The sequence below is a fragment of the Variovorax sp. J22G73 genome, assembly GCF_030317035.1.
Taxonomy (GTDB): domain Bacteria; phylum Pseudomonadota; class Gammaproteobacteria; order Burkholderiales; family Burkholderiaceae_C; genus Variovorax.
In genome coordinates this window covers 152,636-164,889 of sequence record NZ_JASZYK010000005.1, presented here as the reverse complement: position 1 = coordinate 164,889, position 12,254 = coordinate 152,636, and the positions used below count along the sequence as shown (strand labels likewise).

The 12,254-nt window shown below is 69.3% G+C and carries 13 protein-coding genes; 9 read left to right on the top strand and 4 right to left on the bottom strand.

Annotated features, from left to right (window positions below; all coding sequences use genetic code 11):
* The first annotated feature begins 2 nt into the window (after positions 1-2).
* Complete coding sequence (locus QTI51_RS20245) at positions 3-467, top strand: GNAT family N-acetyltransferase (RefSeq protein WP_286515342.1); 465 nt, start codon at positions 3-5, stop codon at positions 465-467.
* Positions 468-498: 31 nt separating this feature from the next.
* Here QTI51_RS20245 and QTI51_RS20240 read toward each other — a convergent pair whose 3' ends face one another.
* Entirely contained in the window at positions 499-840 is a 342-nt protein-coding gene (locus QTI51_RS20240) for a hypothetical protein (protein WP_286515341.1), read from the bottom strand.
* A gap of 118 nt (positions 841-958) precedes the next feature.
* On the opposite strand from QTI51_RS20240, the gene QTI51_RS20235 reads away from it, so the two are divergent.
* From QTI51_RS20235 to QTI51_RS20210, 6 genes are all read left to right on the top strand, one after another.
* Positions 959-1,342 (top strand): hypothetical protein, encoded by a 384-nt coding sequence (locus tag QTI51_RS20235; protein ID WP_286515340.1) that lies wholly within the window; start codon positions 959-961, stop codon positions 1,340-1,342.
* Positions 1,343-1,392: 50 nt separating this feature from the next.
* On the top strand, positions 1,393-1,926 hold the full coding sequence (locus QTI51_RS20230; RefSeq protein ID WP_286515339.1) for a sigma-70 family RNA polymerase sigma factor: 534 nt from the start codon (positions 1,393-1,395) through the stop codon (positions 1,924-1,926).
* A gap of 25 nt (positions 1,927-1,951) precedes the next feature.
* A complete protein-coding gene (locus QTI51_RS20225; RefSeq protein WP_286515337.1) occupies positions 1,952-3,022 on the top strand; it encodes a FecR domain-containing protein in 1,071 nt (356 codons plus the stop codon).
* Between the two features lie 162 nt (positions 3,023-3,184).
* Positions 3,185-4,045, top strand: coding sequence for a TonB-dependent receptor (locus QTI51_RS20220; RefSeq protein WP_286515336.1), 861 nt, complete (start codon positions 3,185-3,187; stop codon positions 4,043-4,045).
* Entirely contained in the window at positions 4,046-5,662 is a 1,617-nt protein-coding gene (locus QTI51_RS20215) for a TonB-dependent receptor (protein ID WP_286515335.1), read from the top strand.
* Positions 5,663-5,673: 11 nt separating this feature from the next.
* A complete protein-coding gene (locus QTI51_RS20210; protein WP_286515334.1) occupies positions 5,674-6,855 on the top strand; it encodes a PepSY-associated TM helix domain-containing protein in 1,182 nt (393 codons plus the stop codon).
* 14 nt (positions 6,856-6,869) lie between these two features.
* Here QTI51_RS20210 and QTI51_RS20205 read toward each other — a convergent pair whose 3' ends face one another.
* The 3 genes from QTI51_RS20205 to QTI51_RS20195 form a co-directional block, all read right to left on the bottom strand.
* A complete protein-coding gene (locus QTI51_RS20205; protein ID WP_286515333.1) occupies positions 6,870-7,925 on the bottom strand; it encodes an NAD(P)-dependent alcohol dehydrogenase in 1,056 nt (351 codons plus the stop codon).
* 217 nt (positions 7,926-8,142) lie between these two features.
* The gene (locus tag QTI51_RS20200; RefSeq protein ID WP_286515332.1) at positions 8,143-8,820 is read right to left on the bottom strand and encodes an NAD(P)H-dependent oxidoreductase; all 678 of its coding nucleotides are present in this window, start codon (positions 8,818-8,820) and stop codon (positions 8,143-8,145) included.
* Between the two features lie 168 nt (positions 8,821-8,988).
* Positions 8,989-9,981 carry a Bug family tripartite tricarboxylate transporter substrate binding protein gene (locus tag QTI51_RS20195; protein WP_286515330.1) on the bottom strand — a complete coding sequence of 331 codons (993 nt, stop codon included), beginning with the start codon at positions 9,979-9,981 and terminating at the stop codon, positions 8,989-8,991.
* Positions 9,982-10,129: 148 nt separating this feature from the next.
* Between QTI51_RS20195 and QTI51_RS20190 the strand changes: the two genes are divergently transcribed.
* Entirely contained in the window at positions 10,130-10,687 is a 558-nt protein-coding gene (locus QTI51_RS20190) for a VOC family protein (protein WP_286515328.1), read from the top strand.
* Positions 10,680-12,254: a bifunctional 3-(3-hydroxy-phenyl)propionate/3-hydroxycinnamic acid hydroxylase MhpA gene (gene mhpA, locus QTI51_RS20185; protein WP_286515326.1), complete on the top strand. Its 1,575-nt coding sequence runs from the start codon at positions 10,680-10,682 to the stop codon at positions 12,252-12,254. Before QTI51_RS20190 ends, mhpA begins: the two co-directional genes overlap by 8 nt.

Genomic DNA, 12,254 nt, shown 5'->3' with positions numbered 1-12,254 from the left:
GCATGACGACTTCCACCCTCTCGATTCGCCCTCCCGTGCCGGCCGACCTTGCGGCATGGAAACCGCTATGGGCCGGCTACAACGCCTTCTACGGCCGCGAAGGCGCCACCGCGCTGCCGGATGAAATCACACAGGTCACCTGGCAGCGCTTCTTCGATGCCTACGAGCCGGTGCATGCGCTGGTCGCCGAGCGCGACGGCCAGCTGGTCGGGCTCACGCACTACCTGTTCCACCGCAGTACCACGCGCATCGAGCCGACGTGCTACCTGCAGGACCTGTTCACGCTGCCGTCGGAGCGCGGGCGCGGCGTGGGGCGCCAGTTGATCGAGGGTGTGTACGCGCACGTGAAGCGCGCGGGCGGGCACCGCGTGTACTGGCAAACGCACGAGAGCAACACGGCCGGGCGCACGCTGTACGACAAGATGGCCACGCACGACGGGTTCATCGTGTACGGCACGCTGGTCTGAACGACCAGCTAGATCAGGCCGTTCAGCTCGATCAGTACTTGATGGTGACCCCGGCCTTCACGCCGTTGTTGGCCTTGCCGTCGGACGACACACCGCCCGTGAGCGACACGTTGCCGCCTGTGCTAGCACCCAGCGAATACGTGGGCCGCGGCGTGGAGGTGTCGGTGCCGATGTAGGTGCCGCTGCCGTCTGGGCGCTGCACGCCGACGGTCGCGCCGTTGACGGTGGCAGCCTGCTCGGTGGGGTTCACGTTGGGCGCCACGTACACGGTGCCCTTGTCGTCGCTGTCGACCGGAAGCTTGATCGGCTCGGCCTGCACGAATGCGCTGGCCGCAGTCAAACCCAGCGAAGTCACAAGAATCAATTTACGCATCGCTCGATGCTTTCGCAGGGGCCGCGCGAACCGCGTAGGACGCAAGGAGATTCGGGCGGGGAACTGCAACTGCAAATGTCAAAGACTATGCTTTGAAAAATTGCAAAGGATGCCGCTGATGGACACGCCTTCTCCCGACATTGTTCCCACTCCCCCTGCCCCGCCGCCCGGTCCCTCGCCCGAAGCCCTCGAACGCATGCTCGCCGCCGGCCGCGACGGCGCCCTGCTTCGCATGAGCCTCGCGCTCGCGTACCACCGCCGCGAAGACCCGCGCACCGCGCTGCTGCATCTGGAAAAAGCACTGGCCTTCGACGCCGACTTCACCGCCGCGCACCGCTTGCAAGGCCTGGTCGCGCTGGAACTCGGCGACTCGGCGCTGTCCGAGGCGGCTTTCACCAAAGGGCTGGAAGTGGCGCAGCGGCGCGGCGAGATGCAGTTGGTCAAGGAGCTGACCGTGCGTTTGCGTCGTGTTGCCAAAAGGCTTAACGCCTCAGATAATTGAGAGCAATTCTTATTTAGACAGCCGAGCCATCGCCCGGCCCTGCGCGGATCGTGAACCCCCCGTCCCTTGCGTCTTCCCTTCCAGCCGAGTACCCGGTCGAGTCCCTGTATGCCGAGCACCATGGCTGGCTGCAGGGCTGGTTGCGCCGCAAGCTGGGCAACACTTTCGACGCGGCCGACCTGGCGCACGACACCTTCGTTCGCGTGCTGGGCAAGAACGCCGGCGAGCACATTCGCGAGCCCCGCGCCTATCTCACGACGATTGCCGGCGGGCTGCTCGCCACGCACTGGCGCCGCCATGCGCTCGAGCAGGCCTGGCTGGCCACGCTCGCCGCGCGCCCGATGGCGATGGCGCCCTCGCCCGAAGAGCGCTTGCTGATCCTGGAAACGCTCGAGGAAATCGCCCGCCTGCTCGACGGCCTGCCCGCCCAGGTGCGCGAGGCCTTCCTGCTCTCGCAGCTCGACGGGCTGAGCTATGCGCAGATCGCCGAGCGGCTGGGCATCACCGTCAACGTGGTGCAGAAGGCCATGACGCGCGCGCTGGCCCATTGCTACAAGGCGATGTACCTGCCGGCAGCGAGCTGACGCGCATCAAGCGGAATTGCTTCGGATGAGCGCACGATTTCCCTCGCCGGCCAATGGCGGCAACGCGGCCAACACAGCCAACACGAGCGATACCTTGCCAGACGCCATCGTCGAGCAGGCCATCGGCTGGTACGTGCGCCTGGCCTCGGGCCTGCGCGATCCGCAGGAGCAGTCCGCCTTCGCGCGCTGGCACGACCAGCACCCCGACCATGCGCGCGCCTGGCAGCGGCTGCAGTCCATGGGCCAGCAGTTGCGCGGCACCTCGGGCACCGTCGAGCCGGCGGTCACGCGCGCCACGCTGGGCCATGCGGCTTCGTTGTCGGCGCGCCGGCGCACCTTGAAAACGCTGATGTGGATCGGCGCCGGCGGCACCGCCATCTACCTCGTGCAAGACCAGCTCCCCTGGCGCAGCCAGCTCGCAGGCGCATGGGCCGACGTGCGCACCGCCACCGGCGAGCGCCGCAGCATGGTGCTGGCCGACGGCAGCACGCTGCTGATGAACACCGGCACCGCGCTCGATGTGCGCTTCGACGCGGGCGAGCGCCGGCTGGTGCTGTACCGCGGAGAAATCATGGTCGCGACCGCGCACGACGCGGCCCGCCGCCCTTTCGTGGTCGCCACACGCGACGGCACGCTCACGCCGGTGGGCACGCGCTTCACCGTGCGACGCGACGAGCCCGCGGACGCGGCCGCCGGCTTCACGGCACTGGGCGTAAGCGAAGGCGCGGTCGAGGTCCGCACCGCCAACAGCACCGGCTCGGGTTCCGCCGCGACCCTGGTGCGCGCCGGGCAGCAGGCCCGCTTCACCCGCGAGCGCGTCGACGCACCCGAGGCACTGCGGGAGGCCAGCCAGTCCTGGACCGACGGCACGCTCACCGCCGAAGGGATGCCGCTGGCCGAGTTCATTGCCGAACTCGACCGCTACCGCCCCGGCCGCCTGCGCTGCGACCCCGAGGTGGCCGGCCTGCGCATCACCGGCGCCTGGCCGCTGGACGGCAACGACCCGACCGAGCGCATTCTCGAATCGCTGGCGCGGCGGCTGCCGGTGAAGGTGACGCGGCTCACGCGCTACTGGGTCACGGTGTCGGCGCGCTGAAGCGCGGATGCGCTGAAACGTCTTTACAAATAAACCGGCAGATAGACCGGCAGATTTTTCGGTCTCGTGCGGCTTTGCATGCAGAAGCCAGGCGGGACGACTCTTTTTGCGTGCTTGCCAAGCCACTGTCCAACACAAGCACCAGCAAAAGGAATCTGCAACATGGCGGTCGTTCGCAACCGGTTTTTCTCCCCCCTAATGGCCACCCGCGGGCGGCACCGGCTGTCGCCCGTGGCGCTGGCTCTGCTGTGCGCCACGCTGGGCACCGCAGCCGGCCTGGCCAGCGCACCTGCCTTCGCGCAGGGCGCGGCCGGTGAGGCGCGCCGCAGCTTCGACATTCCGGCCGGCACGCTCGACCAGGCGCTGAGCCGCTTCGGCCGGCAGGCCGGCGCGCAGATCGCCGTCAACGCCGAGTTGACGAGCGGGCTGCGCAGCCCCGGCGCGAGCGGCACGCTGAGCGTGAACGACGCGCTGCGCTCGCTGCTGGCCGGCACCGGCCTGGAAGCGGTGCGCGACGCGAGCGGCGAGTACACCCTGCGCAAGAACACCGCCACGCCGGCCCCATCCGCAAGCAGCACAGGCAATGCCGGCGACGCCGCGCTGCCGCCCGTCACGGTCACCGCGAACTCGGCCGTGCCCGGCGACCTGCCGCAGCCCTATGCCGGCGGGCAGGTCGCGCGCGGCGGCCGCGTGGGCCTGCTGGGCGACCGCGACTTCATGGACACGCCGTTCAACCTCATCACCTACACGGCGCAGGTCATGCAAGACCAGCAGACGCGCACGGTGGCCGACATTGCGGACAACAACCCGTCGTTTCGCGCGATCTACCCGGGCAACGACGCCATGACCGACTTCGTGGTGCGAGGCAACAAGGTGAAGGCGCTCGACGCGGCCTATGGCGGGCTCTACGGGCTCATGTCGCCCGGCGTGGAGTCGCTGGAGCGCATCGAGCTGCTGTCGGGCGCCAACGCGCTGCTCAACGGGCTGGGGCCCATCGGCGGCGTGGGTGGCAGCATCAACTAGGTGCCCAAGCGCGCGGGAGACGCGCCGCTCACGCGGCTGACCACGGGCTACGTGTCCGACGCGCAGTTCGGCGTGCAGGCCGACGTGGGGCGCCGCTTTGGCCAGGACAACCGCTGGGGCGTTCGCTTCAACGGCGTGTACAGCGACGGCGACACCGCGACCGACCGCCAGAAAAAGAAGGTGGCCATGGGCGCGCTGGCGCTCGACTACCGCAGCGACCGGCTGCGCCTGTCGGCCGACCTGGGCGCGCGGCGCAACGACAGCGACTCGCCCTCGCGCACCACCTTCCTGGCGGCCGGCTTCGTGCTGCCCGCGCCGCCGCGCTCGGGGCGCAACTGGCAGCAGCCCTGGTCCTACGACAACACCAACTCGCGCAACGTGGCGCTGCGCGGCGAGTTCGACATCACGCCCGACCTCACCGCGTTCGCCGCGGCCGGCGGCTCGCGCTTCGAGGAGTCGCAGTTGTTCTCCAACTCGCAGCTGCAGTCTTCGGCCGGCAGGCTGCTGCAGAACCAGGTGTACTGGCCGCTCTACCGCGACAGCTCGACGGCCGAGGCCGGCATGCGCGGGCGCTTCGACACGGGCCCGGTGCAGCACCGCTGGACGCTCACCGCCTCCACGCTGCGCGTGCGCAACGGCATCCTGCTGAACACGCTGGCGCAGACCAGCACCAACATCTACACGCCGGTGTTCATCGGCCAGCCGAGCATCGCGGGCCTGCGCGGGCCCGACGCGGTGCCGCAAACGGGCTCGGCAGACATCTCCGGCGTGGCCGTGGCCGACACGCTGTCGATGCTCGACGACCGCGTGCAGCTCACGCTGGGCGTGCGCCAGCAGAAGGTCAAGTCGGCCAACTTCAGCGCCACCACCGGCGCCACGTCGTCGAGCTACGACAAGTCGGCAACCACGCCCGGCGTGGGCCTGGTCCTGAAGGCGAGCCGCAACGTGTCGGTGTACGCCAACTACATCGAGGGGCTGCAACAGGGGCCCACGGCCACGGCGGGCTCCATCAACGTGGGGCAGATCTTTGCGCCCTACGTTTCCAAGCAGTACGAGGCGGGCGTGAAGCTCGACTTCGGCGGCATCGCCACCACGCTGGGCGTGTACCAGCTGAAAACGCCCAACGGCCTGACCAATGCGAGTACCCGCATCTACTCGGTGGACGGCGAGCAGCGCACGCGCGGCGTGGAGCTGAACACCTTCGGCGAGGTCGTGCCCGGCGTGCGGCTGCTGGGCGGCCTGGCGCTGGTCGATGCCAAGCAGACCCGCACGGCGGGCGGCACCAACGACGGCCGGCAGGTCACGGGCGCGCCCAAGGTGCAGCTGAACCTTGGCGCCGAGTGGGACGTGCCTTCGGTCGCCGGGCTCACGCTGTCGGGCCGCGCGATTCACACCGCATCGCAGTACGCCGATACCCTCAACGCGCAGTCCATTCCGCGCTGGACGCGCTACGACGTCGGCGCGCGCTACCGCACGACCTGGGCCGGCACGCCGACCACGCTGCGGCTGAACATCCAGAACCTGCGGAACAAGAGCTACTGGGCCTCGGCCATCGACGGCTACCTGGTGCAGAGCACGCCGCGCAGCATCCAGCTGTCCGCCGCCTTCGACTTCTGAGCGGGCGCGCCATGTCCGCCCTGCGCCTTCGGCGCTGGCAGTGGGTGCACCGGTGGAGCAGCCTGGCCTGCACGGTGTTCCTGCTGGTGCTGTGCCTGACCGGGCTGCCGCTGGTGTTCCGCGACGAGCTGGCCGACTGGGCTCGCGGCGACACGGCGGCGGCCGCGGAGGCGCGGAGTTCGGTCGGTCCGGTCGGCTCGGCCATTGCAGACCTGGACGCGATGGTCGACACCGCACGCGGGCCCGCGGGTCTCTTCCCCGGCCACACAGTGCGCTGGATCAGCCTGGAAGACGACCGGCCCGAAGTGTGGATCGCGCTCGCGCCCTCCTACGCCGCGGACCGCAAGCTCAACCGGGTGCTGAAGTTCGATGCGCGCACGGGACGCGTGCTGCTGCCTGCGGCGCAGAGCGCGCCCGGGCGCATCACGCTCACCGGCGTGCTGCTGCGGCTGCACAAGGATCTGCTGCTCGGCCTGCCGGGCGAACTGTTCCTCGGTGCCATGGCCTTGCTGGTGCTGGCGGCCACTGTGTCGGGCGCGGTGCTGTACGCCCCGTACATGCGCAGCCTGGCCTTCGGTACGGTGCGAAGGCAGCGCGGCGCGCGCATCCGCTGGCTCGACGTGCACAACCTGCTCGGGGTATCGACGCTGGCGTGGGTGGTGGTGGTCGGCGCCACGGGGGCGATGAACGAGCTTGCCGATCCGCTGTACGACCGGTGGCGCGAGCACGCGCTGGCCGATGCGCTGCGGCCCTACAAGGGGCAAGAGATGCCCACGCAGCTCGCCTCCGTGCAGGCGGCGGTGAACGCGGTGTCGCAGGCCATGCCGAACACGCGCATCCGCAGCGTGCGATACCCCGACGAAGCGCTGGGCAGCCCGCACCACTACCTGGTGTGGGCCATCGGCCAGACGCCTGTCACCTCGCGGCTGTTCACGCCCGCGCTGGTCGACGCGCGCACCGGCGCGCTGGTGCTGCTGCCGCCCGCGCCCTGGTACCTGACGGCGCTGCAGCTGTCGCGCCCGCTGCATTTCGGCGACTACGGCGGACTGCCGCTGAAGATCATCTGGGCGCTGCTGGACGTGGTCGCCATCGTGGTGCTGGGCAGCGGGGTGTACCTGTGGTGGGCGCGGCGGCGGCAGCGGAGCCGCACCGCACCGCACCGCACAACCTCATCGGGATGTGACCTGACCTGACCCGGCGTGGAAGCTCAGGCAGCCACCGTCGCCATGTCGATCACGAACCGGTACTTCACGTCGCTCTTGAGCATGCGCTCGTAGGCGTCGTTGATCTGCGGCATCGCGATGGTCTCGATGTCCGACACGATGCCGTGCGCGGCGCAGAAGTCGAGCATTTCCTGTGTCTCGGCAATGCCGCCGATCATCGAGCCCGCGATGCGGCGGCGCTTCGTGATGAGGCCGAACACGCCCGGGGACGGGTGCGGCGTGCTGGGCGCGCCCACCAGCACCAGCGTGCCGTCGAGCTTGAGCAGCTGCACGAAGGGGTCGAGGCTGTGCGAGACGGCCACGGTGTTGATGATGAGGTCGAAGCTGTTGAGGTGCGCGGCCATTTCGCTTTCGTTGCGCGACACCACGACCTCCTTGGCGCCCAGGCGCCTGGCGTCTTCGGTCTTGCCGGGCGAGGTGGTGAACAGCACCACGTGCGCGCCCATGGCCGCGGCAATCTTCACGCCCATGTGGCCCAGCCCGCCGAGCCCCACCACGCCCACCTTGGAGCCAGGGCCCGCCTTCCACTGCCGCAGCGGCGAATAGGTGGTGATGCCCGCGCACAGCAGCGGCGCCACGGCGGCCAGCGACTTCTCGTCGTGCGAGATCTTGAGCACGAACTTCTCGAACACCACGATGTGGTCCGAGTAGCCGCCCAGCGTGTTGGCGCGCGACACCTGCTCCTGGCTGTCGTAGGTGCCGGTCATGCCGTTGTCGCAGTACTGCTCCAGCCCGTCGTTGCAGGGCTGGCAATGCTGGCAGCTGTCGACCATGCAGCCGACGCCGACGAGGTCGCCGACCTTGAACTTCGACACGTCGGCACCGACGGCGCGCACGCGCCCGACGATTTCGTGCCCCGGCACGCAGGGATAGGCGGCGGGGCCCCACTCGCTGCGCACCGTGTGCAGGTCGGAGTGGCACACGCCGCAGTAAAGGATGTCGATGGCCACGTTGCGCGCGGCGGGCGCGCGGCGCTCGAAGGTGAATGGCGCCAGTGGCGTGGTGGCGGACTGGGCCGCGTAGGCATGGGCAAGCGTCATGGGGGTGCTCTCTTCAGAAGGGAAATGAACGGTGAATGAACCAGTGAGCCAGAGGGACGAGAGCCTGAGGCGGCCCGTGGATGCGGTGTCCCTGCATGGTTCATTCTGACGACACGCGACGCCCCTGACCAGCTGGCCGGATGCGCATTCGCTGACAAGACGTGCGCATGAATGCGCGCGGGCGCCCGACAGGGCGCCCGCACGATGGATTCCGCCCTCAGACTTCCGTCACGAACTGGTCACGCGGACGGCGCACCTTGGTGAGGTTCACCAGCCAGTCTTCGTCGGCCACGCGGTAGCCCACGGGCAGGATGGCAACGCTGCGCAGGCCGCGCGCGCGCAGGCCCAGGATGTCGTCGAGCGCGGCGGGGTCGAAGCCTTCCATCGGGGTGCTATCGACTTCTTCATGCGCGGCGGCGATCAGCGCCGCGGCCCGGCCGATGTACGCCTGGCGCGCCGCATGCGCGAAGTTGACCTCGCTGCCGCGTTGCGGATAGCTGCCCAGCAGCATGGCGCGGTAGTTTTCCCAGCCTTCGTTCTTGATGCCGCGCACGGTGTTCGTCAGGTCGAACATGTGGTTGATGCGCTCGGCCGTGTAGTCGTCCCACGCCGCGAAGACGAGCAGGTGCGAGCAGTCGACGACCTGGCCCTGGTTCCACGCGATCGGCTTGATGCGTTCGCGAACCGCCGGGTCGGTCACCACGAAGATCTCGAAGGGCTGGAGGCCGCTGGAGGTGGGCGCCAGGCGCGCGGCCTCGAGGATGCGCTCGATCTTTTCCTTCGGAACCTTGCGCGTGGCATCCATTTTCTTGGTCGCGTAGCGCCACTGCAGGGTGTCGAGCAGCTTGGCTGCGCTGGGTTCGTCGATGCCGGGGTTGGTAGAAGTGTTGGACATGGATCGTTCAGTGTTTGAGTGGAAGGTCGGGCGCGCAATGCGCCCGCCCCGGATTCTCAAAGCCTTTGAACGGGGCGATGGGGCCTCCGCGGCGTTACTGGGTTTCCGCGGTGGAAACAATCGGGGGTGCAACCCGCGGCGCCTGCAGCCGCAAGCGCCGGTGCCCGCTCAGTCCATCTTCACCTTCGCCTCCTTGATCACCTTGCCCCACATGGCCCGGTCGGCATTGATGAACGCGGTGAACTCGGCCGGCGTGTTGCAGCGCAGCTCGCCGCCGTAGTCGCGCCACTTCTTCGCCAGTTCGGGCGATTGGCAGGCCTTGTGCATGGCGGCGCTGAGCTTTTCGAGCACCGGCTTGGGCGTGCCCGCGGGCGCGAGCACGCCCTGCCAGGCGATGGGCGCGTAGTCGGGCAGGCCCACTTCGGCGAAGGTGGGCACGTCGGGAAAGCTGGGCGCGCGCTCCTTGCCGGTGATGGCCAGCAGCTTGAGCTTGCCCGTGTGGATGTTGCCCGCCGCGGCCGGCAGGCCATCGAACATGAGCTGCACCTGCCCCGCGATCAGGTCGGTGTAGGGGCTGCTGCTGTTGTAGGGGACGAGGTTGGTCTTCACGCCCGCGGCGTTGTTGAACCACACGCCCGACAGGTGCGAGTAGCTGCCGATGCCCGCGGTGGCCACCGCCATCGAGTCGGGCTTGGCCTTGAGCGCGGCGATGAGCGCGCGCGCGTCTTTTGCCTCCACGCCCGGCGTGGCGATGAGGCCGGTGTTCAGCACGCCCAGCAGGCTGACCGGGGCGAAGTCTTTCTCGGCGTTGAACGGGAGCTTGGAGTACAGGTGCGGCACCACCGACAGCGAACTGGTCGTGCCGATGTACAGCGAATAGCCGTCGGCCGGCGCCTTGGCGGCGACCTCGGTGCCGATGATGTTCGACGCCCCCGGGCGGTTCTCCACATAGAAAGTCTGGCCCAGGATCTTCGTGAGCTCGGCGGCGATTTCTCGCGCGTTCGCGTCGGGGCCGCTGCCCGCGGGGAACGGCGCAATGATGCGCACGGCCTTGCTGGGGTAGTCGGCCTGCGCCGCCGCGCTGGTCGCCACGGCGCCTGCCGCCGCCAGCACACCCAGGGCCCGCCAGCGGCGGGCCGGCATCTTCTTCAGAACGTTCATCGGTTTGTCTCCTGTTGATCTTGCGTGCCGTTTGCACGAGCCCGAATGATAGTTAAACGCGCCGTATTGTCAAAATACGATAATCTGAATATCATTTCTTCAATGCGAGGCCGATGGACGGCACGCTTTATCGCCAGGAGACATTCAAATGACCGACAGCAGCCCGTCGAACCTGCAGTTCAGCCACATCGGCCTGTACGTGACCGACCTGCCGCGCATGGCGCGCTTCTACAAGCAGGCGCTGCGCTTCACGCAGACCGACGCGGGCGACCTGGGCACGGTGCAGCTGGTGTTCCTGAGCCGCGATCCGCGCGAGCACCACCAACTGGTGCTGGCCACCGGCAGGCCGGCGGACCTGGGCTTCAACGTGGTCAACCAGGTGTCGTTCCGGGTGCCCGACATCGCCACGCTGCGCGGCTTTCACGACCGGCTGCTGGCCGAGGGCGCGAGCGACATGCACGCGGTGACGCACGGCAACGCGGTGTCGGTGTATTGCCGCGACCCCGAGGGCAACCGGCTGGAGCTGTTCATGGACACGCCCTGGTACTGCGAGCAGCCGCTGCGCGAGCCGGTGGACCTGTCGCAGCCCGACGAGGTGATCCTTGCGCGCGCCGAAGCCATCGCCAAGCGCTTTCCAAGATTCATGAGCCGCGCGCAGTGGCAGGCCGAGGTGGCGCGCCGCATGCAGGAGGACCAGCGTGGCTGAGCCGCGGCGCATGGACGGCATGTACGGCACGGACGGCATTCACGGCATGCACGACGTGGCGATCGTCGGGCTGGGCCCCACGGGCGCCACGCTGGCCAACCTGCTGGGCGCGGCGGGCCTGTCGGTGGTGGTGCTCGAGAAGGAAGGCGCCGTGTTCCCGCTGCCGCGCGCCATTCATTTCGACGGCGAGGTGCTGCGCATCTTGCAGGCGGCGGGGCTGCGCGAGCAGGCGCTGGCCATCGCGCGCCCCGGCGAGCAGGGCATGCACTTCGTGAACGGCGCGGGCGAGACCATGCTCATTCGCGGCGGCAGCGCGGCGCTGGGCCCGCACGGCGGCGCAAACAACTACTACTTTCACCAGCCCGAACTCGAGGCGGTGCTGCGCGAAGGCCTGGCGCGCTTCGCCAACGTGGACGTGCGGCTGCGCAGCGAAGTGACCGCCGTGGCGCAGGACGCGGACGGCGCCACGCTCGAAGTGCGCGACACCGGCCACAACCTTGCATCGACCGTGCGCGCCCGCTACGTCGTCGGCTGCGACGGCGCCCGCTCGCCGGTGCGCCAGCACATGGGCAGCCCGATGATCGACCTGGGCCTGCGCCAGCCATGGCTGGTGTTCGACGTGGTGCTGCAAGAGCCGGTCGACCTGCCCACGCACACGGTTCAGCACTGCGACCCGGCGCGGCCCATGACGTACTGCAACGTGGTCGGCGACCGGCGGCGCTGGGAAATCATGGTGCTGCCCGGCGACGACCGCGAGGCGCTGGTGCAGCCCGAATCGCTCTGGCGGCTGGTCGCGCCGTGGGTGCGGCCCGAGCAGGCGCGGCTGGAGCGCGCGGCCATCTACACCTTTCACTCCGTCATCGCGAGCGGCTGGCGCCAGGGCCGGCTGCTGCTGGCGGGCGACGCCTGCCACCAGACACCACCGTTTCTCGGCCAGGGCATGTGCGCGGGCATTCGCGACGCGGCCAACCTCGCCTGGAAGCTCGAAGCCGTGCTCGCGCGCCAGGCCCCCGACGCGCTGCTGGACACCTACGAGTCGGAGCGCGCGCCGCACGTGCGCGCGCTGGTCGAGCTGGCGGTGCGGCTGGGCAACATCATCCAGACCACCGACCCCGCGCTGGCGGCCGAACGCGACGCGAAGTTCCGCGCGGGCCGGCCCGAGATATTCGAGCTGCCGCCGCAGGTGCTGGGCGCGGGCGCGTTCGATGCGTGGGGCGCCTCCGACGCGCCTGGCACGCAACCCGGCTCGCCGGCCGGCCGCCCCTTTCCGCAACCGCGCCTGCGCGACGGGCGCTTGCTCGACGAACTGTTGGGCCGCCGCAGCGCGGTCATCGGGCGCCCCGACACGCTGGCGGCAGCGGCACCCGCGACCATGGCGCGCTGGCACCGCGCCGGCGCGCTGGTCATCGACCGGCCCGAAGAAGCGCTGGGCGACTGGCTCGGGGAGTGGCTCGACGCGCACGCGGCGCAAGCGGTGATACTGCGGCCCGACCGATATATCGTCGGCGTCGCGCGCACGGGGCACGATCTGGATCGCATCTCGCAACACCTCCCCGTCGCGCCATGA